Genomic DNA, 22325 nt, shown 5'->3' on the forward strand with positions numbered 1-22325 from the left:
CTACCAACCCGGCGCCTACCCGCCCGGGCCCTACCCGCCGCCGTACGCGTATCCGGGCATGCCGCCGCGCCGCAGCGGCGGTGGCTGGGCGATCGGCCTGGTGATCGGCATCGTCACCGTCCTCGCACTGATCGTCTGCGGCTGCGTCGGGCTGTCCTTCCTCGGCCGCTCCATGACCGACGGGACGGCCTCCGGCGACCGGTACGACGGGCCGCTGTACGGCGAGCCCGACGGATGGGCCGACGAGCCCACCGGTCCCCCGGCCCGACCGGTCACCACCCCTTCCGGCGGACCCGGCAGGTTCACCGTCCTGTACGAGGTCACAGCCACCGACGGCGAGGCGGAGGTGCAGTTCTACGACGCGGACGCGAACTTCCACCAGCCCGGCGCCGTGGACACGCCCTGGCGGCTGAGCCTCACCGCGAACGACCGCGAGCGGGTGCAGATCATCGCGAGCCCGGTCGAGTCCGGCGAGGTGACCTGCCGGATCACAGTCAACGGCAAGGTCGTCTCCACGGACTCGGGCGAGTACGGCGCGACCTGCTTCGGCTGGTGAGCAGTCGGCGGCGGGCCGTAGGCTGGCCGCCGTGACGACGACCGATCCCCTGGTGGCCCGGATGCGGCCGTTCGGCACCACCGTCTTCGCCGAGATGTCCGCGCTGGCCGTGCGCACCGGCGCGGTCAACCTCGGGCAGGGCTTCCCGGACACCGACGGCCCGCCGGAGATGCTCGCCGCCGCGGCCGAGGCGCTGCGTACCGGCCACAACCAGTACCCGCCCGGCCCGGGGATCCCCGCGCTGCGCGCCGCCGTCGCCGAGCACCAGCGCCGGTTCTGGGGTCTGGAGTACGACCCGGACGGCGAGATCGTGGTGACGGCCGGCGCCACCGAGGCGGTCGCGGCGAGCATCCTCGCACTGTGCGAGCCGGGTGACGAGGTGATCTGCTTCGAGCCGTACTACGACTCGTACGCCGCCTCGATCGCGCTGGCCGGTGCGGTCCGCCGCCCGGTGACGCTGCGTCCCGGCGCCGACGGCCGGTACGCGTTCGACCCGGACGAGCTGCGCGCCGCGTTCGGGCCGCGTACCCGGATGGTGCTGCTGAACTCGCCGCACAACCCGACCGGCAAGGTCTTCACCGCCGACGAGCTGGCAGCGGTGGCCGAACTGTGCCGGGAGCACGACGTGTACGCGGTCACCGACGAGGTCTACGAGCACCTGGTGTTCACCGACGCCGCCGCGCCGCACGTACCGCTGGCCACGCTGCCGGGCATGCGGGAGCGGACGCTGCGCATCTCGTCGGCCGGGAAGACGTTCTCCTGCACCGGCTGGAAGGTCGGCTGGGTGAGCGGGCCGGCCCCACTGGTGGCCGCCGCGCTGCGGGTGAAGCAGTTCCTGACGTTCGTCAACGCCGGACCGCTGCAACCGGCGGTGGCGGTGGCGCTCGCGCTGCCGGACGCGTACTTCACCGGGTTCCGGGACGACATGCAACGGCGGCGGGACCAGCTCGCCGCCGGGCTGGCCGACGCCGGGTTCGGCGTGCTCGCGCCGGAGGGCACCTACTTCGTCACCGCCGACGTCACGCCGCTCGGTGGCCGGGACGGGGTGGAGTTCTGCCGGGCGCTGCCCGAGCGCTGCGGTGTGGTGGCGGTGCCCACTCAGGTGTTCTACGACGACGTGGAGGCCGGCCGCCGGCTGGTCCGGTTCGCGTTCTGCAAGCGGCCGGAGGTGCTGGCCGAGGCGGTGACCCGGCTGCGCCGCCTGCGCGCGAACTGAACCGCCCGCCGATGAGATCCCGGCGGGCGGCGTGGCTCAGGCGACCCGGTGTGGCGTCAGGCGACCGGGCTGGCGGTGCGTACCTGCTCGGCGATGCGCTCGGCGACATCGCGCGCGGTGTCCTCGGTGGCCGCCTCGACCATGACCCGGACCAGCGGCTCGGTGCCGGAGGGGCGCAGCAGCACCCGGCCGGTCTCGCCCAGCTCCGCCTCCGCGCGCTCGACCTCGGCCCGGACGGCGGGTGCGGCGGCGCCGACGGTACGGTCGCCGACCGGCACGTTGATCAGCACCTGGGGCAGCTTGGTGACCACGGCGGCCAGCTCGGCCAGCGAGGTACCGGTGGCGGCCATCCGCGCCATCAGGTGCAGGCCGGTCAGCACGCCGTCGCCGGTGGTGGCGTACGCGGGCAGCACGATGTGCCCGCTCTGCTCGCCGCCGAGCGCCAGGCCGGAGGCGCGCAGCTCCTCCAGTACGTACCGGTCGCCGACCTTGGTCTCGACCAGCCGGATGCCGTGCTCGGACATGGCCAGCCGGAGACCGAGGTTGCTCATCACGGTGGCGACCAGGGTGTCCTGGGTCAGCTCGCCGGCGTCCCGCATGGCCAGCGCGAGGATCGCCATGACCTGGTCGCCGTCGACCTCGTCGCCGTCGGCGGTGACCGCGACGCAGCGGTCGGCGTCGCCGTCGTGGGCGATGCCGAGGTGGGCGCCGTGCTCGACCACGGCGGCGCGCAGCGCGTCGATGTGGTTGGAGCCGCACTCGTCGTTGATGTTGAGCCCGTCCGGCTCGGCGTGGATGGCGATCACCTCGGCGCCGGCCTCCCGGTAGGCGACCGGTGCGACGTCGGCCGCCGCGCCGTTGGCGCAGTCGACCACGACCTTGATGCCGTCGAGGCGGTGCGGCACGGTGCCGACCAGGTGCTGCACGTAGTGGTCGGCGCCGTCGAGCAGGTCGTTGACCCGGCCCACGCCGGCGCCGATCGGGCGCTTCCAGGCGGTTGTGGCGTTGGCCTTCACCGCCTCCTCGATCCGCATCTCGATCTCGTCGGGCAGCTTGTGCCCGCCGGCGGCGAACAGCTTGATGCCGTTGTCCGGCATCGGGTTGTGCGAGGCGGAGAGCATCACGCCCAGGTCGGCCTTGATCTCGGCAGTGAGGAACGCCACCGCCGGGGTGGGCAGCACGCCCACCCGGACCACGTTGGCGCCGGCGCTGGTGAGCCCGGCGACCACCGCCGCCTCCAGCATCTCGCCGCTGGCCCGGGTGTCCCGGCCGACCACCGCGAGCGGCGGATGACTCTTGTCGGTCTCGGCCAGCGTGTGGGCCGCGGCCACCGCGACCGCCAGCGCCAACTCCGGGGTGAGATCCGCGTTCGCCCGCCCGCGTACGCCGTCCGTGCCGAACAACCGGCCCATACCCGCCAACCTCCGTGGAACTGCCGATGAGAGGAGAGAAACGCGGAACGGCCGGCCCGCCTCCCGGAAGGGGAGGCGAACCGGCCGTCCGTCAGAAGTACAAGACGCTTGTGGTGATCAGCGCTTCGAGTACTGGGGAGCCTTACGGGCCTTCTTGAGGCCGTACTTCTTGCTCTCCTTGACCCGGGCGTCACGGGTCAGGAAGCCGGCCTTCTTCAGGGCCGGGCGGTCGTCGGGCTCGCTGACGATCAGCGCCCGGGCGATGGCGAGCCGCAGCGCGCCGGCCTGGCCGGTGGTGCCGCCGCCACGCAGGTTGGCGATCACGTCGAACGCCTCGGGCTTCTCGGCGGTGACCAGCGGGTCCTTGATGAGCTGCTGGTGCACCTTGCTCGGGAAGTAGGCCTCGAGGTCGCGGCCGTTGCAGGTGATCTTGCCGGTGCCCGGCACGATCCGGACCCGGACGATGGCTTCCTTGCGCCGACCCACGGTCTGGATCGGGCGGTCACCACGGGGCGCGCGCGCGACGGGCGCCGGCGCCTCGGTGGCCTCGGGGGCGACCTCGGTGGCGGTGATGTCGGTCATGCTGCTTCCTTCGCCCGCGCTCACTGCGCGATCTGCTTGATCTCGAACGGCACCGGCTGCTGCGCGGTGTGCGGGTGCTCGGCACCGGCGTAGACCTTCAGCTTCTTGAGAAGCTGACGGCCCAGCTTGTTGTGCGGGAGCATGCCCTTCACGGCCAGCTCGATGGCCCGCTCGGGCCGCTTGGTCAGCAGCTCGTCGTAGCCGACCCGCTTCAGACCACCCGGGTAACCGGAGTGGCGGTAAGCGACCTTGGTCTGGCGCTTGTTGCCGGTCAGCGCGACCTTGCCCGCGTTCACGATGACGACGAAGTCGCCCGTGTCGACGTGCGGCGCGAAAGTCGGCTTGTGCTTGCCACGCAGGAGCGTGGCGGCGTGGGTCGCCAGGCGGCCCAGCACGACATCAGAGGCGTCGATGACGTGCCACTGACGCTCGATCTCACCCGGCTTCGGGCTGTACGTACGCACAGGTCTACCTTGTCTCGTCGTCGGTCTGGGGTCGCGCGCCGAGGTGACCAGGAGTTCCCAGCCGGACCAGCGCGCACGAACGACCAAGCGTACCTGATGCGGCACGCCTAAGAATGTCGTACAACAGCAGGCAACGATACCCGGCCGCCCGGCGGCAGGTCAAAACGGGGTCGCGCCGTGCGTGGCCTGCGGGTTCGTCATGGCACAGGTCACACGCCGACCAGCGTACGCGGTCCAGGACGCAGGTAGACCACCCACGTCACCAGGAAGCAGAGCGCGTACCACCCGATGAAGGCCAGGTAGGCGGCGTCGGCAGTGCCGGAGGTCAGGAACGACTGCCGGAACGCCACGTTCACCAGCACTCCACCGGACGCGCCGACCGCGCCGGCGATGCCGATCACCGCGCCGGACAGGCGCCGGGCCCGCCGCTGCGCCGCCTCCGGGTCGCCGGTCAGCTCAGTCTCCGTGACGGCCCGGGCCCGGAAGATCGCCGGGATCATCTTGTACGTCGAGCCGTTGCCGATGCCGGAGAAGACGAACAGCGCCAGGAACCCGGCCAGGTAGAGCGGGAACGACCGCTCCCGGGCGGCGTACAGCACCAGCCCGGCGCCGGCCGCCATCGCCACGAAGTTCCAGAACGTCACCCGGGCCCCGCCCAGCCGGTCGGCGAGCTGACCGCCCACCGGCCGGATCAGCGACCCGATCAGCGGGCCGAGGAAGGTCAGCCAGGCCGCGTCGACGGGCGTCGGGAACCGGTCGTGGAACTGGAGCTGGAGCACCTGGCCGAAGGCGAACCCGAAGCCGATGAACGAGCCGAACGTGCCCACGTAGAGCACCGACATCACCCAGGTGTGCGGGTCGCGGGCCGCCGCGCGCAGCGCGCCCGGCTCGTTGCGCGCCCCCGGCACGTTGTCCAGCCAGCGGGCCGCGGCCAGCGCGGCCAGCACGATCAGCGGCAGGTAGACCGCCGGCACGAGCCGGGGGTACGCGGCGCCGGCCGTCGCCAGCACCGCCAGCCCGACCAGTTGCACGGCCGGTACGCCCAGGTTGCCGCCGCCGGCGTTGAGCCCCAACGCCCGGCCCTTGAGCCGCTCCGGAAAGAACAGGTTGATGTTCGCCATCGACGAGGCGAAGTTGCCGCCGCCGACGCCGGACAGGCAGGCGAGCACCATCAGCGTGGCGTACGACACCCCGGGCTCGATCAGCACGGCCATCGGCACCGCCGGTACGAGCAGCAGCAGCGCGCTCACGATGGTCCAGTTCCGGCCGCCGAAGCGGGCCACGGCCAGCGTGTACGGCAGCCGCAGCACCGCACCCAGCGCGGCCGGCACGGCGGTGAGCAGGAACTTCCCGGCCGGGTCGATGCCGTACTCGGGGCCGAGGAACAGCACCGTGACGGACCAGAGGCTCCACACGGAGAAGCCGACGTGCTCGGCGAAGATCGAGACGTACAGGTTGCGCCGGGCCACCCGGGCGCCGCCGGCCGCCCAGAACGCCGGATCCTCCGGCCGCCATTCGGTGAGCCGGCCGGCGGTGGTGGCCGGCGGCGTGGTCGGTGCGGAAACGAGCGTGCTCACTGACGGACTCCTCCTCGTCGATGACGAGGGGGACGCTCTCAGCCCGTGGTTTCCCCGGCGTGCCCCGCGCGCGTCGGCCCGGCAACGGAGATCGCACGTCCGCCGGACGGCGCCGGTGAGACGGTCACAGCTCCTGGAGGATCCGCAGCGCCCGGCCGACCCGCTGCATGGTCTCGGTGTCGGCCACGTCCACGCACTCGGTGAACCACTTCTTCATCGGTGAGGAGATCCGGTCGGGCATCACCACGTACGGGCCCATCCGCACGGCGAGCGGCGAGTCGCGCAGCAGCGACTCCTCGACCACCTCGGCCACGATCACGATCGGCACCGCCGTGGCGTTGTAGACGTCGGAGCTGATCACCAGGCCGAACCGTTCCCGGGCGCCGGAGATGCGCCAGACCTCGCCCCTACGCAGCACGCGGACGCCCGCCGAACAGGGCGTCGTCGACGAGCGCGGCCTCCTGGGCGTCGGCCAGGGCGGCGGATTCCAGGTCCAGGCCGGCCCGGCCGACCGCGTCGGCGTGCGCGGTGAAGACCTCGCGCAGCGCCTTCTCCCGGGCGGCCTGGTCCATCCAGGCGGAGAGGGAGAGCCCTTCCCGCTTGGCGAACCGGCGTGCCTCCTCGATCGTCTCGTCGGAGAACGACAGCGTCACCTTGGCGGTCATGCCGCGAAGACTACCCATCGGTATGACCAGTAGTCATCCTCGTCCCCATCGATCGGGGATTAGGACATCATCAGGTGAAACAACCGAAGCCAGTTGCGGATGTTGCACTTGGAAGCGACGATGGTGTCAGTCCGAACGGTTGGGACGCGAGCCACGTCTGCCACAGGGAGCCGTCATGAGCCTCAGCACCGGCATGGCCGCCTCGGTCATGCCCACCGAGGGAGCGGAGCGCCGGAAGGCAGCCGCCATGGAGGAGTTCCTCGTGCGGCACCCCCTTGCCGCAGGCGGGGGCGTGGCCCGCCTCGTCTCTGCGGACGGCGAAGAGGTCGAGGTTCCCGCCCAGATGTTCGACGTCCTCCATCAGATCTCGGCGATGCTCGCCCGCGGCGACGGCGTCGCGATCAGCGCCATCTCCCGCGAACTGACGACGACCGAGGCGGCGAAACTGCTCGGCATGTCCCGCCCCACACTCGTCCGTCTGGTGGAGAACGGGTCGATCGCGTCCCACCGGGTCGGGAGCCACCGGCGCCTCTTTCTCCGCGACGTCCTCGCTTTCCGGCAACGACAGATGGAAGAGCGACGGAAGTCGTACGAGGCCCTGATGTGGGAGTCCGACGCGCTGGGCTTCACCGACGACGTGTAGTTCCCGGACCGGCCAAGGGGCGCTGGGTAGGGTGTCCACTGTGATCCCCAGCGCCGCCCTGGTGTTCCTGGACGCGAACGTTCTCTATTCCAGGACCCTTCGCGACTGGATCAGCCTTCTCGCGCTCGAAGGCGACTGCGCCGTCTTCGATCTGCGGTACAGCGAGGACGTCCTGGCGGAATGGATGTACCGCCTGCGCCGCAAGCGGCCCGAGCATTCCGAGCAGGCGATCGGTGGGCAGCGGCGTCGTTTCGTCCAGGCATTTCCGTACGGCCTCGTCACCGGCTATTCGCCGAACGACGTGCCGTGCCCGCCGGACCCGGACGACCGGCATGTCCTGGCCGCCGCCGTCCATGGCCGCGCCGACATCCTGGTGACCGACGACCGGCGCGCCTTTCCCCCGGAATGCGTACGGGAATCCCTGTCGGTCCTCACCGGCGACGAGTTCCTCGGCTGGGCGGCCGACCGTTCGATGCCCCTGGTTCTGCGGGCATTGGCGCGGCAGATCGACTACTACCGGCGCAGCCTCGTTTCAGAGGACAAGGACGCGGTCGAGTTGATCGCCCACTTACGGAAGGCCGGCGCACCCCGTTTCGCCGAGCGGCTCGAGAATCATCTCGCCGATCCCCCCGGCCGCTGACCGCCGAAGACCGCGAAGCGCCATTCCTTGAAGAAGCAGTCCACGTCCACCAGTCCCGCCTCGGCCAGCCACCGGCACTGATCGGCCACCGGGGCCGGCCGGTCGTGCCGCATCCGCTCCCGCGCGCCGGCGATCTCCTCGGCGTCGGAGCCCAGCTCGGTGATCCGCGCCGTCCACACCTCGTCGTAGCGGCGGTCCAGCGCCGAGGTCGGTCCGGCCACCTGCTCGGCGTTGACGAAAACCCCGCCGGGGACCAGCGCGTCAGCGGCCCGCCGGTACAGCGCCCGCTTGCCGGAGTCGTCGAGGTGGTGGATGGCCAGCGCGGACACCACCGCGTCGTACCGGCCGGCGGGCAGCGGGTCGGCCAGGTCGGCGTGGACCGTGCGGTGCGGCACGCCCCGGGCGTCGAGGTTCCCGGCGGCCACCGCGAGCATGCCGGGGGCGCCGTCCACGAGCGTCAGGCGGACCCCGGGGACGGCCGCGGCCAGCAGCAGGGACAGCAGGCCGGTGCCCGCGCCCAGGTCCAGCACCTCGGGGGTACGGCCGGCGGCGAGCGCGGCGCGCAGCGGCGGCGCGGCCACCTCGACAGCGGTGCCGTAGAAGGCGTCGAAGCAGGGCACCAGGCGGCGCCGGGCCTGGTCGTAGCTCCCGGCCACCGCGTCGAACGCGTCCGCCACGCTCATCGGAGCCTCCCGTTATTTGAGACAAGTTTCCCACATTGTAAACCCCGCGGAGGACGACGTCACCCACGTGCGGTGTGAAGCGGTCGTGACAGGACCGAAACAGAGCAGACCCGGACCGGAAACCGCCCGACGGCACGCTTTTCCGACATGACAGACGGTGCACGCACGGCGACGCGAACGGGGTCACGCCCCGTCGAGGCCGCCACGCACTGCCCGTACTGCGCGTTGCAGTGCGGCATGGTGCTGCGCGCCACCGGTGACGGCGTCGAGGTCGCCGCACGCGACTTCCCCACCAACCGGGGCGGGCTGTGCCAGAAGGGCTGGACCGCTGCCGACCTGCTCGACCACCCGGAGCGGCTCACCGGGCCGCTGCTGCGCGACCGGCCCGGCGGCGAGCTGCGGCCGGCGACCTGGGACGAGGCGCTCGACCGCGTCGCCGCCGGGGTCCGGGACGTGCAGCACCGCCACGGGCCGGACGCGGTGGCCGTCTTCGGCGGCGGCGGACTCACCAACGAGAAGGCGTACGCGCTCGGCCGCTTCGCCCGGGTGACGCTGCGGACCCGGCACATCGACTACAACGGGCGCTGGTGCATGTCGTCGGCCGCCGCGGCCGGGAACCGGGCGTTCGGGATCGACCGCGGACTGCCGTTCCCGCTCGCCGACCTCGGCCGCGCGGACACGCTGCTGCTGGTCGGCGCGAACCCGGCCGAGACCATGCCACCGCTGATGCGGCACGTCACCGACCTGCGGGAACGCGGCGGTCGGCTGATCGTGGTCGACCCGCGCGCCACCGCCACCGCCCGCCAGGCCGACCTGCACCTGCAACCCCTGCCCGGCACCGACCTCGCGGTGGCGAACGCGCTGCTGCACATCGCGCTCACCGAGGGCTGGCTGGACCGGGCGTACGTCGCGGAGCGGACCACCGGCTTCGACGAGGTCCGGCGGACGGTGGCCGGCTACTGGCCGGCGGAGGTGGAACGACTCTCCGGCGTGCCGGTGGCCGACCTGTACGCGACCGCCCGCGCGCTGGCCACAGTGGACCGCGCGGTCGTCCTCACCGCGCGGGGCGCCGAGCAGCACGCCAAGGGGGTCGACACGGTCACCGCCTTCATCAATCTGGCGCTCGCCCTGGGCCTGCCCGGCCGTCCCGGCTCCGGCTACGGCTGCCTGACCGGGCAGGGCAACGGGCAGGGCGGCCGGGAGCACGGGCAGAAGGCCGACCAGCTCCCCGGCTACCGGCGTATCGACGACCCGGCGGCCCGGGAGCACGTCGCCGGGGTGTGGGGCGTCGACCCGGACGCGCTGCCCGGGCCGGGCGTTCCGGCGTACCAGCTCCTCGACGCGCTCGGCACGCCGTCGGGCGCGCGGGCGCTGCTGGTGTTCGGTTCCAACCCGGTCGTGTCCGCGCCCCGCGCGGCGCGGGTCGAGTCCCGGCTGCGTGCCCTGGACCTGCTCGTGGTGGCGGACTTCGTCCGCTCCGAGACGGCCGAGCTGGCCGACGTCGTGCTGCCGGTCGCCCAGTGGGCCGAGGAGGACGGGACGATGACCAATCTGGAGGGCCGGGTGTTGCGCCGCCGGGCGCTGCGCGAACCACCCGCCGGCGTCCGTACCGAGCTGGAGATCCTCGCCGCGCTCGCGGAACGGCTGAGCGGCGGCGGGACGCCGTTGCCGGCCGATCCGCGCGAGGTGTTCGCGGAGCTGGGCCGGGCCTCGGCCGGCGGGCCGGCCGACTACGCCGGGATCACCTGGGACCGGATCGACGCCGACACCGGCGTGTTCTGGCCCTGTCCGGACCGGGACGGCCCGGACACCCCCCGGCTGTTCGCCGACCGCTTCCCCACCCCGGACGGCCGGGCCCGGTTCCACGCCGTGACCCACCGGCCGGCCGCCGAGCCGGTGTGCGCCGACTACCCGCTGCACTTCACCACCGGCCGGGTGCTCGCGCAGTACCAGTCCGGCGCGCAGACCCGGCGGGTGGCCGCGTTGCGCCGCGCCGCGCCGGGCGGCTTCGTCGAGCTGCATCCCGACCTCGCGGCACGGATCGGCGTGACCGACGGGGCGCCGGTACGGGTGGTCTCCCGCCGGGGTGAGCTGCGCGCACCGGCCCGGCTCAGCACCGCGATCCGGCCGGACACCGTCTTCGCGCCGTTCCACTGGCCCGGCGCGCAACGCGCCAACTCGGTCACCAACGACGCCCTCGACCCGGTCTCCGGGATGCCCGAGTTCAAGATCTGCGCGGTCCGGGTGGAGGCGGCATGAGCGAGCACATCGTCGTCGTCGGCTACGGCATGGCCGGCGCCCGCCTCGCCGCCGAGCTGCACGCGCGCGGTGGGGACCGGCGGATCACAGTGCTCGGGGCGGAGCCGCACCGCGCGTACAACCGGATCATGCTCTCCACGCTGCTCGCCGGACGCATCGGCGAGCCGGACGTGGAACTGGTCGAAGCAATCGGCCCGGAGGTCGGGGTCCGCACCGGCGCGGCGGTCACCGCCGTGGACCGGGCCACCCGCGAGGTGGTCACCGACGACGGCGAGCGGCACGGGTACGACCACCTGGTGCTCGCCACGGGCAGCCGGGCCGTGGTGCCGCCGCTGCCGGGACTCGCCCCGCTGCCCGAGCGGGTCGTCCCGTTCCGCACACTCGGCGACTGCCGCCGGATCCTCGCCGCCGCCGAGGGCGCGCGGCGCGTGATCGTGCTCGGCGGCGGGCTGCTGGGTCTGGAGGCGGCCCGCGGGCTGGCCGCCCGGGGTCTCGACGTGACTGTGGTCCACCCGGTCGGCCACCTGATGGAACGGCAGCTCGACCCGCCGGCCGGCGCGGTCCTCGCGGGCACGCTCGCCGGCCTGGGCGTCCGGTCCCGGCTCGGGGTGCCGGCGACCGCCGTGACCGCCGGCGCCGACGGCGTCCGCCTGCACCTGGGCGACGACGAGACGCTCGCCGCCGACCTGCTGGTGCTCTGCTGCGGGGTACGCCCCGACACCGCGCTCGCCGCGGCGGCCGGGCTCGCCGTCGAGCGGGGCGTGGTGGTGGACGACCGGATGCGGACGAGCGATCGGCGGATCTCCGCGATCGGCGACTGCGCGCAGCACGACGGCACGCTGACCGGGCTGGTCGCGCCCGCCTGGGCACAGGCCCGGGTGGTGGCCGACGTGCTGACCGGTGCGGACCCGCTGGCCCGCTACCGGCCCCGACCGGCGGTGACCCGACTCAAGGCGGCCGGCATCGACCTGGCCGCGATGGGCGACGTGGCCGGCACGGGCGACCCGGGCGGGCCGGTCGAGGAGCTGACCTTCGCCGACCCGGCCCGTGGCACCTACGCCCGGCTGCGCATCCGGGACGAGCGGCTGACCGGCGCGATCCTGCTCGGCGACAACCCGGCGGTCGGCACCGTGGTGCAGCTGTTCGACAGGGGCGCGCCGGTGCCGGCGGACCGGCGTTCGCTGCTGCTCGGCCGGGCGTTCGGCGAGACGCCGGCCGGGCCGGCCGCGTCACCGGCGCTGATGCCGGACGCCGCGACCGTGTGCCGGTGCAACGACGTGAGCAAGGGCGCGCTGGTGGCGTGCTGGCGGGCGGGCGCCCGGACGGCGGCGGCGTTGTCCGCGGCGACCCGGGCCGCCACCGGCTGCGGCAGCTGCCGGGACGCGGTGGCGGGCATCGCCGGCTGGCTCGCCGAGGCGGATCCGTCCACAACCGACGAGGTACGCGAGACGGTGGAGGTGGCGTCATGACCGAGCGGATCAGCAGGCTGGTCGTCGTCGGCAACGGCATGGTGGGGCAGCGCTTCGTCGAGGCGCTGCGGGCCCGGGACACCGACGGGCGGTGGCGGGTCACGGTCCTCGCCGAGGAACGGCGTCCGGCGTACGACCGGGTGCGGCTCTCGGCCGTCTTCGACGGGGTGGACGCCGACGAGCTGACGGTGCACACCCCCGACGCCGGAGTGGACCTGCGCCTGGGCGAACCGGCCACCGGCGTCGACCGGGCCCGGCGGGTGGTGACCACGGCGGCCGGCGAGTACCCGTACGACGCGCTGGTGCTCGCCACCGGCTCGTACGCGTTCGTGCCGCCGGTCGACGGCACCGACCTGCCCGGCGTCTTCGTCTACCGGACGCTGGACGACCTGGCCGCGATCCGGGAGCACGCCCGGGGCCGCCGTGCCGGCGCGGTGATCGGTGGCGGTCTGCTCGGGCTGGAGGCGGCGAACGCGCTGCGGCTGCTCGGGCTCGCCACCAGCGTGGTCGAGTTCGCGCCCCGGCTGATGCCGGTGCAGGTGGACGAGGCGGGCGGCGCGATGCTCCGGCGGTACGTCGAGGAGCTGGGCGTCACGCCGTACCTCGGGGTGGCCACCACGGCGCTGCGGCCCGGGCCGGACGGCACTGTGGCCGCGCTCGACCTGGCCGACGGGCGCACGCTCGACGCGGAGCTGGTGGTGGTGGCCGCCGGGATCAGACCGCGCGACGAGCTGGCCCGCGCGGCCGGGCTGCCGCTGGGCCCGCGCGGCGGCGTGCTGGTGGACGCGGCCTGCCGGACCGCCGACGAGCGGATCTGGGCGGTCGGCGAGTGCGCGGCGGTGGACGGCGTCTGCCACGGACTGGTCGCGCCCGGGTACGCCACCGCCGAGGTGGTGGCGGACCGGCTGCTCGGCGGCGCGGCCACGTTCCCCGGCGCGGACACCGCGACGAAACTCAAGCTGCTCGGTGTGGACGTGGCCTCGTTCGGTGACGCGCACGGCGTCACCCCGGGCTGCCTCGACGTGACGTACACCGACCCGGCCACCCGCTCGTACGCGAAGCTGGTCCTCTCCGACGACGCGCGGACGCTGCTCGGCGGCGTGCTGGTCGGCGACGCGAGCGCGTACCCGGCGTTGCGGGCCAGTGTCGGCGGGCCGCTGCCCGCTCCCCCGCTGGCCCTGCTGGCGCCGGCCGGCGGCGCGGGCGCCGGTGCGGGCGCGTTGCCCGCCGGCGCGCAGGTCTGCTCCTGCAACGCGGTGACCCGGGCCGACCTGGACGCGGCCATCGCCGGCGGCGCGGCCGACGTGCCGGCGCTGAAGGCGTGCACCCGGGCCGGTACGAGCTGCGGCTCCTGCGTGCCGATGCTCAAGCAGCTGCTGGACGCCGCCGGGGTACGCCAGTCGACGGCGTTGTGCGAGCACTTCGACCACAGCCGGCAGGAGCTGTTCGACCTGATCCGGGTGCGGGGCATCCGCACGTTCTCCCGGCTCGTCGCCGAGCACGGGCGCGGGAGCGGATGCGACATCTGCAAGCCGGTGGTGGCCTCGATCCTGGCCTCGCTGGGCACCGGGCACGTGCTCGACGGCGAGCAGGCGTCGCTCCAGGACACCAACGACCACTTCCTGGCGAACCTGCAACGCGACGGCAGCTACTCGGTGGTGCCGCGGATTCCCGGCGGGGAGATCACCCCGGAGAAGCTGATCGCGATCGGCGAGGTGGCGCGCGACTTCCGGCTGTACACGAAGATCACCGGCGGGCAGCGGATCGACCTGTTCGGCGCGCGGGTCGACCAGTTGCCGCAGATCTGGCGCCGGCTCGTCGACGCGGGCTTCGAGTCCGGCCACGCGTACGGCAAGGCGCTGCGCACGGTGAAGTCCTGCGTGGGCGACACCTGGTGCCGCTACGGCGTACAGGACTCGGTGGGGCTGGCGGTCGCGCTGGAGCTGCGGTACCGGGGCCTGCGGGCACCGCACAAGCTCAAGTCGGCGGTCTCCGGCTGCGCCCGGGAGTGCGCCGAGGCCCGGAGCAAGGACTTCGGGATCATCGCCACCGAAAGCGGCTGGAACCTGTACGTCGGCGGCAACGGCGGCTTCCGGCCCCGGCACGCCGACCTGTTCGCCACCGACCTGAGCACCACCGAGCTGGTCACGCTGATCGACCGGTTCCTCATGTACTACATCCGCACCGCCGACCGGTTGCAGCGCACCGCCGCCTGGGTCGAGGCCATGGACGGCGGCCTGGACCACCTCCGGTCGGTGCTCGTGGACGACTCGCTCGGGCTCTGCGCCGACCTCGACGCGGCGATGGCCCGGCACGTCGCGAGCTACTCCGACGAGTGGCGCGACGTGCTGGAGGACCCGGACCGGCTGCGCCGCTTCACCTCCTTCGTCAACGCGCCCGACGTGCCCGACCCGTCCATCACGTTCACCCAGGAACGGGGCCAGCCGGTGCCGGCCCGGGGCGCGCCCCCGGACGGCGGACACCGCCGCCAGCCCGTCGTGCTGGGCCTGCCGGAGGTACGCCGATGAGCCCCGTCGTCACGCTGGACTGGACCCCGGTCTGCCCGCTGGACCGGCTCGACCCCGACCGGGGCGTGGCCGCCCTCGTCGACGGCGTGCAGGTCGCGGTCTTCCGCACCGCGCACGGCCTGTACGCGGTGGACAACCTCGACCCGGTCGGCGGCGCGTACGTCATGTCCCGGGGTCTGGTCGGCAGCCGGGGCGGGGTGCCCACGCTCGCCTCGCCGCTGCACAAGCAGGTCTACGACCTCACCACCGGGCGGTGCCTGGACCTACCGGGCGTGACGCTGCGCCGGCACCCGGTGCGCTGCCGGGACGGCCTGGTCGAGGTGCGGTTACGGCAGGAGGAATGATGCGGGACGAGCTGGCCGGCTTCACCATCGGCGTCACCGCCGACCGGCGGCGCGACGAACTGGCCGCGCTGCTCCAGCGGCGCGGGGCGCGGGTGGTGCTCGCCCCGGCGCTGCGGATCGTCCCGCTGGCCGACGACACCGACCTGCGTGAGGCCACCCGGGCCTGCCTGGAACACCCGCCGGACGTGCTGATGGCCAACACCGGCATCGGCATGCGCGGCTGGCTGGAGGCGGCCGAGGGCTGGGGGCTGGCCGAGCCGCTGCGCACCACGCTCGCCCACACGTACGTGGTGTCCCGCGGTCCGAAGGCGACCGGTGCGATCCGGGCCGCCGGGCTGCGCGAGCACTGGTCCCCGGAGTCGGAGAGCTGCGACGAGGTGGTCGAGCACCTGGTCCGGCGCGGGGTGGCCGGCCAGGTGGTGGCGATGCAGCTGCACGGCGAGCGGCAGCCCGAGTGCGCCGACGCGCTGGTGGCGGCCGGCGCCACGGTGATCGAGGTGCCGGTGTACCGGTGGGCGCCGCCGGCCGACCCGGCGCCGCTGCACCGGCTCATCGACCTGGTCGCCGGGCGTCTCGTCGACGCGGTCACGTTCACCTCGGCACCGGCGGCCGAGGCTCTGCTGCGGGCGGCCGGTGACCGTACCGAGACGGTGCTGGAGGCGCTGCGCGGCGACGTGCTGGCCGGGTGCGTGGGCACCGTCACCGCCGAGCCGCTGGTCCGGCGCGGGGTGCCGGTGAGCGCGCCGAGCCGGGCCCGGCTGGGCGCGCTGGTCCGCACCATCGTCGAGGAACTGCCCCGGCGCACGGTCTCGGTGAAGGCGGCCGGGCACGTGCTGACGCTGCGCGGGCACGCCGCGGTGGTGGACGGGGAACTGCGTCAGCTCGCGCCGGCGCCGATGGCCGTGCTGCGGGCGCTGGCCGCGTCCCCCGGGAAGGTGCTCTCCCGCACCGCGCTGCTGCGTACGCTGCCGCGCGGCGCCGACGAGCACGCGGTGGAGATGGCTGTCGCCCGCCTGCGGGCCGGGCTGAAGGCGCCCCGCGTGGTGCAGACGGTGGTCAAGCGGGGGTACCGCCTGCGGGTCGACTGACCCGCAGGCGGTCAGCCGACCGAGGCCGGGTAGCCGTGCTCGGCCTGGAGGCGGAGCATCGCGTGCTCGACCACAGTGACCAGCACCTGCTTGACCGAGTCCCGCTGACGGGCGTCGCACAGGACCATCGGCACGTCCGGGGAGATGGCGAGCGCCTCCCGGACCTCCTCCAGCTCGTAGTGCGGCGCGTCGCCGAAGCGGTTCAACGCCACGACGTACGGCAGCTTGCGGTTCTCGAAGTAGTCCAGCGGCGCGAACGCGTCGGTGATGCGGCGGGTGTCCACCAGCACCGCGGCGCCCACCGCGCCCCGGATGATCTCGTCCCACATGAACCAGAAGCGGGTCTGGCCCGGCGTGCCGAACAGGTAGAGGATCAGGTCCTCGGCCATGGTGATACGGCCGAAGTCCATGGCGACCGTGGTGGTCTCCTTGCCCGGCACCTTCGACGCGTCGTCGATGCCCACGCCCGCCGCGGTCATCAGCGCCTCGGTGGTCAGCGGCTGGATCTCGGAGATCGCCCCGACAAGTGTCGTCTTGCCCACGCCGAAGCCACCCGCGATCACGATCTTCGCGGAGATGATCTCCCGGCCGCGGTTCACCCCGTCGGGGTCATAGTTCGCGAAGTCCACTTAGCACCCTTCCAAGCAGGTTCATCCGCGCCGCGAAACCCGTCGCGGGAGCGGCAGTGTGTAGCGTCAGCAGGCCCTCGGCCACCATGTCGGCGACCAGCACCCGGGTGACGCCCAGCGGCATCCGGGTGTAAGCGGCGATTTCCGCAAGCGACTGCGCCCGGCCCTCACAGACCGAGGAGATGCGGTACTTGTCGTGCCCGGCGAAGCGCGCCTCGGCAGACTGCGTAGGCGTGCTCGACAGCACCGCTTCGAGCGCGATGTTCTGCAACGGCTCGGTGCGGCCCCGGGTGACCGCGTACGGCCGCACCAGCGCGCCACGTGGATCACGTCGCGGGTCCATCTCGCGATCACCTCCCCTCGTTCGGAGCCGCACCGGCTCCGGTCGTCAGCTCCCCGGCCCGATCAGGACCGGACCGCGTCTCTCGGCAGCGGGACCAGTGCCTGGCCGACCCGCTCGACCAGCAGCGCCATCTCGTAACCCACCTGGCCGACGTCGCAGCTGCGCGCCGCGAGCACGGCCATCGACGAACCGTCGCTGATGGACATCAGGAACAGGTAGCCGCTGTCCATCTCGATGACGGTCTGCAACACCCCGCCGGCGCTGAACATCCGCGCCGCGCCCTCGGTCAGGCTCACCACGCCGGAGGTGATCGCGGCGAGCTGGTCGGCCCGGTCGCCGGGCAGGTCCCGGGAGGAGGCGAGCAGCAGCCCGTCCGCGGACACCGCCACCACGTGCGCGATGCCCGCAACGCTGTCGGCGAAGTTGGTGAGAAGCCACCCCATGTCCTGCATGGCCGCCGGCCTGTTCATCGGTTCGTCTCCTTGGTCGAGGTGCTGTTCAGGTCGGCGCCGGCCGTACGGCCCCGCTGGACGCCACGGTGGTAGGCGGAGAGCAGACCGCGTACCTCGTCCGGCGTGCGCCGGCTGCGGTCCCGGCCGCTCTTCGGCTCTATCCCGCCGGGCACGAGCTGGGCCTGCGGCACCCGCTTGGGCAGGCCGGAGCGGGTGGTGCCGCCGGTGGTGGGCTCCGCGGCACGGCTGGCCCGCGACCAGCCCTCGTCGGCCGCCGTACGCCAGGCCTCCGGGTCGATCGGTGCCGTGGGCGCGGGTGCGGGCTCGGCGGCGGGCGGCACCGGGGGCGGCGTCGCGGCCGCCGGCGGCGTGGACGGAACCTCCGGCGGGCTGTACGCGGGCGGCGTGGTCGACGTGGTCAGCCCCGACGCCTGGGCCCCGGGGGTACGGGTGGGCAGCTTCGGACGAGCCGACGCCGCGGGGGGCGCCACGGCCGGCTGCGCCGGCGCGGGCGGCTCGTCGAACGTGGGACGGGTGAAGATGGTGGTCTCGTCCTCTCCGTGCGAACGGAACCAGACCGCCTCCATCTCGCGGAATATCGGCGCCTCGGCCCGCTGCTCGGGCCGGGCCACCACCGGCGTCGCCGGGGTGCTCTCCACCGCCGACGCCGCGGCGAGCGGCTGGTAGGCCGGAGGTGCGGCCTGGGTCGCGGGTTGCGCCGCCTCGACACCCGGCGTCCGCTTGGGCAGCGGGTCCAGAGCGGGGTACGCCACCGTCGGCCCACCGGCCGACCAGCCCGCTCCGGAGACCGGAGCCGGCGCGGCGGTGGCGGGCGCCGCGGCCACCGGGGCGGGCGCCGCCACGGTGGGCAGCGCGCCGGTCGCCCCACCCAGCTGTACGGCTGGAGTGGTGTCGCGCGTCTCGCCGGGCGTCTGCCACCGGGACGGCGGGGCGGTGGTCGCCCCGCGCCACCCGTCGGCGAGCGTCGCGGTGGCCGCGCCCCGCCCGGCGCCGGCCAGCGCGTCGCCGGCGCCGACCTGGCTGAGCGGGGACTGCTCGACGGCGAGCGGCTGACGCGGCCGGGTCAGCGGGGCCTGGCCCCGGTTGGCCGGCAGCACCACAGTCGAGTTCGGCAGCGTGACCTGGGCGACGGTGCCGCCCTCGACGTTGCGGCGCAGCTCGACGCGGATCCCGTAGCGGGAGGCGAGCCGGCTCACCACGGCCAGACCCATCAGCCGGAACGCGGCCACGTCGACCGTCGGCGGCGCGGCCAGGCGCCGGTTGAGCGAGTCGAGCTGGTCGTCGCTGAGACCCAGACCGCGGTCCTCGATCTGGATCAGCACGTAGTCGCGGATCCGGCGGCCGTCGGCCACCACCGTGGTGTTCGGCGGCGAGAACCGGGTGGCGTTGTCGAGCAGCTCGGCGACCAGCCGGACGACGTCGTTGACGGCGTGCGCGGCGACCGAGATGTCGGTGTCGACGGTGCCGAACTCGATCCGGTTGTAGAGCTCGACCTCGGACTGCGCGGCGCGCAGCACGTCGACCAGGAGCGCGTCGTCGCGGCGCGGCACGGCCGAGTCGGCGCCGGCGAGCACCAGCAGGTTCTCGTCGTTGCGGCGCATCCGGGTGGCCAGGTGGTCCAGCTCGAACAGCTGCGCCAGCCGCTTCGGGTCCTCCTCGGACCGCTCGATCGCGTCCAGCTCACCGATCATGCGGTCGACCAGGCTCTGCGAGCGGCGGGCCAGGTTGAGGAACATCGCCGAGACGCTCGTCCGCAGCGCGGCCTGCTCGGCCGCGACCCGGACCGCCTCCCGGTGGACCACGTTGAAGGCCACCGCCACCTGACCGACCTCGTCGCGGTTGCTCAGCTTGATCGGGTCCCGCACCTGCTGGACGATCTCGTCCACGCCGCCGTCACCGATGGCGTTGACGTTCTGCAGCCGGCTCACCGCGTCCGGCAGGTCGTGGTTCGCCACCGCGAGCGCGCCCTCGCGCAGCCGACGCAGCGAGTCGTTGAGCGAGCGGGCGAGCACCACGGCGAGCGTCACCGCGACCGCGAGCGTGAGCAGCACGAGCAGGCTCTCCACGATCGCCTGCCGGATCACGTCGGCGCGTACCTCGTCGGCGTCGGCCAGCATCTCGTCCAGGAGCTGGATCTCGGCCCACCGCATCAGGTCGTCGACCGCGCCGATGGCGGCGGACGCCTCGTCGCGGGTGACCAGCGAGGGACGCTCGATCGACCGGGAGATGTCGTTGGCGACCCGGTCGGCGAGCTGGACGGCGTCACCGGAGACGGTGCGGTCCACCAGCGCCCGCTGGCTCGGCGTCGCGGTCCGGGAGAAGGTGAGCAGCGCCTCCTGCTGACCGGTGAGCGTGGCCACGAAGGACGAGAACTGCTCCTCGTCGATCTGGCCGCCCTCCAGGGCGGTGAAGGCCACCGCCTGCTCCTCGGCCACCTCGGACTTCGCGTGGGCGAACGCGGCCACCGCGCGGCGGGCGTCGGCCAGGCTCTCCGCGCCCGGCTGCTGCGCCAGCGCGTCGCCGTACGCGACCAGGTCGTCCAGCACGATGCCGTAGCGCAGGGTCGCCTCGGCCACCGGCATCTGCAGCCGGTCCAGCACCTCCTGGCGGGTGCCGTTCAACGTGGACAGGTGGGCGTCGATCACCTTGAGCTGGTTGCTGATCGCGCCCGGCACCTCGCCGAGCTTGCTCCGCTCCTCCTGGTACGCCGCGATGCGCTCGTCGGTCTGGCGCACCCGCAGGTTGTACGCGTCCGGCTTCTGGTTCGGGTCGGCCAGGAAGACCGCCGCCGCCATCCGCTCCTTGTGCAGGTCCTGGGTCAGCGCCGAGACGTCGACCGACACCGCGCTCAGCGACCGGACCCGGTCCGCCTCGTACGCGCCCTGACCGACCGAGATGAGTCGGATAGTTGCCAGCGCGATGACAGCCGCGACCGGAACGACCAGGATGAGGGCGAGCTTGGAGCGGATCCGCGCGTCGCGCAGCCTGGGCAGGCGCCGGCGCCGGTTGGGCTGTTCGGCGTTGGGGCTCCCGGGCAGGGTCGTAGGTCCGGTGCTCACGACATCGCCTCCGTCGTTTCTTCCACGCGCGACCCGCTGACCCGTGCCTGGTGCAGCGGCCACCGCCACGCGCGGCACGGCCGCGATTTCATCAGACGAGATCCTGTTTGGGAAGCCGCAGTGAGGCAGGAAACGGTCGCGGCCGACGCATCCCGGGATCCGATCACCTAATACCTTCTTTTCTCCAACCCCCTGATCAGGGGATGTCACTCCAGAGTGGTCACACGCTTCTGTGCAGTAATTGTCAGTTAATGTTCCGTGTCCCCAGCATGTGGGATGGCTGTCCCGAAACAGCGCTCGTCAGCCCGGCTTGACCACAGGCCTCGGCATTGGCAAGGTTTTGCAGGCTTCGCGCACACCGTACGGCAAACCAATCCCGTTCCTCCACTGAGGACGGACGAGCGGCGGTGATCGGGCGTCGGCCCGCGCCGCACCTGGAGGACTGAGTTGAGCCCCATCCGCTCCGCGAGCATCGCGGCGCTCGCATCGGCCGTGCTGGCCACCACGCTCACCGGCTGCGGGATCGGCGGGGAACCGCAGGACACCAGCCCGATCGTGATCGCCGCCGACCTGGAACTCTCCGGCGCCTCGGCGCCCGTCGGCAAGGTCTACCAACGGGCTCTGCAACTGAAGGTCGAGCAGTTGAACGCCTCCGGCGCACTGGGCGGCCGGAAGATCGATCTGCGGGTCAAGGACAACCGCTCGGACGCCGCGGAATCCTTGCGGAACATCAATGATTTCAGCGGTGACTCACGCGTGAGCGCCGTCATCATGGGCGGTTGCAACGAATGCGCCGTCGGCGCGGCCCGCACGATCGGTGAGAAGCGCATTCCGACGATCGCACTGGGTTCGTCGAGCGCCATCACCGAGCCCGTGGCCGAGCGTCGATATGTCTTCAAGCTCGCCCCGAACGCCACCGACAGCGCCGCCGCCCTCGCCGGCGAACTGGACCGGCGCAACATCCGCAAGGTGGCGTTGCTGCACAGCGCCGAGGGTTACGGCCAGGAAGGGCTCGCCGCCCTGCGCCGCGAACTGAGCAAGACCCCGGTCAAGCTGGTCGGCAACGAGTCGGTGCGGGTCACCGACACCGAGGTCGGCACGCAGATCAACGAGCTGATCGCCGGCAAGCCGCAGGCACTGGTCCTGTGGACCACGCCGGAGCAGGCGATGCTCGCCGCCACCACCGCCCGGCAGAGCAAGTTCCGCGGGTCGCTGTTCTTCGACGCCACGGCCGCCGGGGACCTCTTCCTCGGCCCGTCGGCCCGCTCCACGGACGAGGCGACGCTGATCTTCACCCAGACCATGGTGATCGACGACGTCATCGCCACCACCCCGGCCAAGGCCGCGCGGCGGCAGTGGTTCCAGGACTACACCGCCCGGTTCGGCGGCTACAACGGCTTCTCCTCGTTCGCGGCGGACGCGGTCCAGTTGATCGCCGACGCCGAGCAGCGGGCGGGCGGCGAGCCGGGCAGGGTCGACCGGGAGGCGCTGCGCGACGTGCTGGAGACCTCGCAGCTCGACGGGCTGTCCGGCCCGATCCGGATGACGCCGGACAACCACTCCGGGTTGATGCCGCAGGCGTTGACGACGCTGGTGGCTCGTGGTGGTCGTTGGCGTCTCGCTGGCTGATTGCTTGGTTGCGGTGGGGGTGTGGCCCCACCGCAACCGGCTCCGGGCGGTCAAGCTTGATCCCTG

21 protein-coding genes are annotated in these 22325 nt (G+C 73.2%); 10 read left to right on the plus strand and 11 right to left on the minus strand.

Annotated features, from left to right (window positions below; all coding sequences use genetic code 11):
* Both EAD96_RS16915 and EAD96_RS16920 read left to right on the plus strand, forming a co-directional pair.
* Positions 1-556: MmpS family transport accessory protein (locus EAD96_RS16915; protein ID WP_233585906.1), on the plus strand; the 556-nt coding region annotated here is incomplete at its 5' end.
* 31 nt (positions 557-587) lie between these two features.
* The gene (locus EAD96_RS16920) at positions 588-1772 is read left to right on the plus strand and encodes a pyridoxal phosphate-dependent aminotransferase (protein ID WP_121685005.1); all 1185 of its coding nucleotides are present in this window, start codon (positions 588-590) and stop codon (positions 1770-1772) included.
* Positions 1773-1828: 56 nt separating this feature from the next.
* Here the strand turns inward: EAD96_RS16920 and glmM are convergent, their stop codons facing one another.
* The 6 genes from glmM to EAD96_RS16950 form a co-directional block, all read right to left on the minus strand.
* Positions 1829-3184: a phosphoglucosamine mutase gene (gene glmM, locus EAD96_RS16925; protein ID WP_120573119.1), complete on the minus strand. Its 1356-nt coding sequence runs from the start codon at positions 3182-3184 to the stop codon at positions 1829-1831.
* A gap of 117 nt (positions 3185-3301) precedes the next feature.
* Positions 3302-3766 (minus strand): 30S ribosomal protein S9, encoded by a 465-nt coding sequence (gene rpsI / locus EAD96_RS16930; RefSeq protein ID WP_018784602.1) that lies wholly within the window; start codon positions 3764-3766, stop codon positions 3302-3304.
* Between the two features lie 20 nt (positions 3767-3786).
* The gene (gene rplM / locus EAD96_RS16935; RefSeq protein ID WP_013288574.1) at positions 3787-4230 is read right to left on the minus strand and encodes a 50S ribosomal protein L13; all 444 of its coding nucleotides are present in this window, start codon (positions 4228-4230) and stop codon (positions 3787-3789) included.
* A 209-nt stretch (positions 4231-4439) separates the two neighbouring features.
* On the minus strand, positions 4440-5807 hold the full coding sequence (locus EAD96_RS16940; RefSeq protein ID WP_121685006.1) for an MFS transporter: 1368 nt from the start codon (positions 5805-5807) through the stop codon (positions 4440-4442).
* A gap of 124 nt (positions 5808-5931) precedes the next feature.
* Positions 5932-6225: a type II toxin-antitoxin system PemK/MazF family toxin gene (locus EAD96_RS16945; RefSeq protein ID WP_120573117.1), complete on the minus strand. Its 294-nt coding sequence runs from the start codon at positions 6223-6225 to the stop codon at positions 5932-5934.
* Positions 6215-6472, minus strand: a complete 258-nt coding sequence (locus EAD96_RS16950) for a DUF6364 family protein (RefSeq protein WP_181726592.1) — start codon at positions 6470-6472, stop codon at positions 6215-6217. Before EAD96_RS16950 ends, EAD96_RS16945 begins: the two co-directional genes overlap by 11 nt.
* 175 nt (positions 6473-6647) lie before the next feature.
* On the opposite strand from EAD96_RS16950, the gene EAD96_RS16955 reads away from it, so the two are divergent.
* Positions 6648-7115, plus strand: a complete 468-nt coding sequence (locus EAD96_RS16955; RefSeq protein ID WP_121685007.1) for a helix-turn-helix domain-containing protein — start codon at positions 6648-6650, stop codon at positions 7113-7115.
* A 40-nt stretch (positions 7116-7155) separates the two neighbouring features.
* Entirely contained in the window at positions 7156-7755 is a 600-nt protein-coding gene (locus EAD96_RS16960) for a PIN domain-containing protein (RefSeq protein ID WP_121685008.1), read from the plus strand.
* Here the strand turns inward: EAD96_RS16960 and EAD96_RS16965 are convergent.
* A complete protein-coding gene (locus EAD96_RS16965; RefSeq protein ID WP_121685009.1) occupies positions 7728-8438 on the minus strand; it encodes a class I SAM-dependent methyltransferase in 711 nt (236 codons plus the stop codon). The genes EAD96_RS16960 and EAD96_RS16965 overlap by 28 nt on opposite strands.
* A gap of 147 nt (positions 8439-8585) precedes the next feature.
* Here EAD96_RS16965 and EAD96_RS16970 point away from each other — a divergent pair, with 147 nt between their 5' ends.
* Genes EAD96_RS16970 through EAD96_RS16990 form a run of 5 tightly spaced genes read left to right on the plus strand, consistent with a single transcriptional unit; the run spans position 8586 to position 16126 of the window.
* The gene (locus tag EAD96_RS16970) at positions 8586-10697 is read left to right on the plus strand and encodes a molybdopterin oxidoreductase family protein (RefSeq protein WP_121685010.1); all 2112 of its coding nucleotides are present in this window, start codon (positions 8586-8588) and stop codon (positions 10695-10697) included.
* On the plus strand, positions 10694-12166 hold the full coding sequence (locus tag EAD96_RS16975) for an FAD-dependent oxidoreductase (protein ID WP_121685011.1): 1473 nt from the start codon (positions 10694-10696) through the stop codon (positions 12164-12166). The genes EAD96_RS16970 and EAD96_RS16975 overlap by 4 nt, the downstream gene beginning before the upstream one ends.
* Entirely contained in the window at positions 12163-14694 is a 2532-nt protein-coding gene (gene nirB, locus EAD96_RS16980; RefSeq protein ID WP_121685012.1) for a nitrite reductase large subunit NirB, read from the plus strand. The genes EAD96_RS16975 and nirB overlap by 4 nt, the downstream gene beginning before the upstream one ends.
* Complete coding sequence (nirD, locus tag EAD96_RS16985) at positions 14691-15038, plus strand: nitrite reductase small subunit NirD (protein ID WP_120573111.1); 348 nt, start codon at positions 14691-14693, stop codon at positions 15036-15038. Before nirB ends, nirD begins: the two co-directional genes overlap by 4 nt.
* Positions 15038-16126: a uroporphyrinogen-III synthase gene (locus EAD96_RS16990; protein ID WP_120573110.1), complete on the plus strand. Its 1089-nt coding sequence runs from the start codon at positions 15038-15040 to the stop codon at positions 16124-16126. The genes nirD and EAD96_RS16990 overlap by 1 nt, the downstream gene beginning before the upstream one ends.
* Before the next feature lie 11 nt (positions 16127-16137).
* On the opposite strand, the gene EAD96_RS16995 is transcribed toward EAD96_RS16990, so the two are convergent.
* From EAD96_RS16995 to EAD96_RS17010, 4 genes are all read right to left on the minus strand, one after another.
* Positions 16138-16755 (minus strand): ATP/GTP-binding protein, encoded by a 618-nt coding sequence (locus EAD96_RS16995; RefSeq protein ID WP_013288586.1) that lies wholly within the window; start codon positions 16753-16755, stop codon positions 16138-16140.
* Positions 16736-17098, minus strand: coding sequence for a DUF742 domain-containing protein (locus EAD96_RS17000; protein WP_013288587.1), 363 nt, complete (start codon positions 17096-17098; stop codon positions 16736-16738). The genes EAD96_RS16995 and EAD96_RS17000 overlap by 20 nt, the downstream gene beginning before the upstream one ends.
* Before the next feature lie 62 nt (positions 17099-17160).
* The gene (locus EAD96_RS17005) at positions 17161-17568 is read right to left on the minus strand and encodes a roadblock/LC7 domain-containing protein (RefSeq protein ID WP_013288588.1); all 408 of its coding nucleotides are present in this window, start codon (positions 17566-17568) and stop codon (positions 17161-17163) included.
* On the minus strand, positions 17565-20630 hold the full coding sequence (locus tag EAD96_RS17010; protein ID WP_121685013.1) for a sensor histidine kinase: 3066 nt from the start codon (positions 20628-20630) through the stop codon (positions 17565-17567). The genes EAD96_RS17005 and EAD96_RS17010 overlap by 4 nt, the downstream gene beginning before the upstream one ends.
* Positions 20631-21077: 447 nt before the next feature.
* Here EAD96_RS17010 and EAD96_RS17015 point away from each other — a divergent pair, with 447 nt between their 5' ends.
* Entirely contained in the window at positions 21078-22259 is a 1182-nt protein-coding gene (locus tag EAD96_RS17015) for an ABC transporter substrate-binding protein (protein WP_121685014.1), read from the plus strand.
* Positions 22260-22325: the final 66 nt, after the last annotated feature.

The sequence above is a fragment of the Micromonospora sp. BL1 genome, from assembly GCF_003667485.1.
Taxonomy (GTDB): Bacteria; Actinomycetota; Actinomycetes; order Mycobacteriales; family Micromonosporaceae; genus Micromonospora; species Micromonospora tulbaghiae.

Coding starts and splice junctions, on each gene's coding strand:
- EAD96_RS16965 (WP_121685009.1), bottom strand. CDS start 8,438: ATGAGCGTGGCGGACGCGTTCGACGCGGTGGCCGGGAGCTACGACCAG.
- nirB (WP_121685012.1), top strand. CDS start 12,163: ATGACCGAGCGGATCAGCAGGCTGGTCGTCGTCGGCAACGGCATGGTG.
- EAD96_RS16955 (WP_121685007.1), top strand. CDS start 6,648: ATGAGCCTCAGCACCGGCATGGCCGCCTCGGTCATGCCCACCGAGGGA.
- rpsI (WP_018784602.1), bottom strand. CDS start 3,766: ATGACCGACATCACCGCCACCGAGGTCGCCCCCGAGGCCACCGAGGCG.
- EAD96_RS16990 (WP_120573110.1), top strand. CDS start 15,038: ATGCGGGACGAGCTGGCCGGCTTCACCATCGGCGTCACCGCCGACCGG.
- nirD (WP_120573111.1), top strand. CDS start 14,691: ATGAGCCCCGTCGTCACGCTGGACTGGACCCCGGTCTGCCCGCTGGAC.
- EAD96_RS16950 (WP_181726592.1), bottom strand. CDS start 6,472: ATGACCGCCAAGGTGACGCTGTCGTTCTCCGACGAGACGATCGAGGAG.
- EAD96_RS17005 (WP_013288588.1), bottom strand. CDS start 17,568: ATGAACAGGCCGGCGGCCATGCAGGACATGGGGTGGCTTCTCACCAAC.
- EAD96_RS16975 (WP_121685011.1), top strand. CDS start 10,694: ATGAGCGAGCACATCGTCGTCGTCGGCTACGGCATGGCCGGCGCCCGC.
- glmM (WP_120573119.1), bottom strand. CDS start 3,184: ATGGGCCGGTTGTTCGGCACGGACGGCGTACGCGGGCGGGCGAACGCG.
- EAD96_RS16970 (WP_121685010.1), top strand. CDS start 8,586: ATGACAGACGGTGCACGCACGGCGACGCGAACGGGGTCACGCCCCGTC.
- EAD96_RS17000 (WP_013288587.1), bottom strand. CDS start 17,098: ATGGACCCGCGACGTGATCCACGTGGCGCGCTGGTGCGGCCGTACGCG.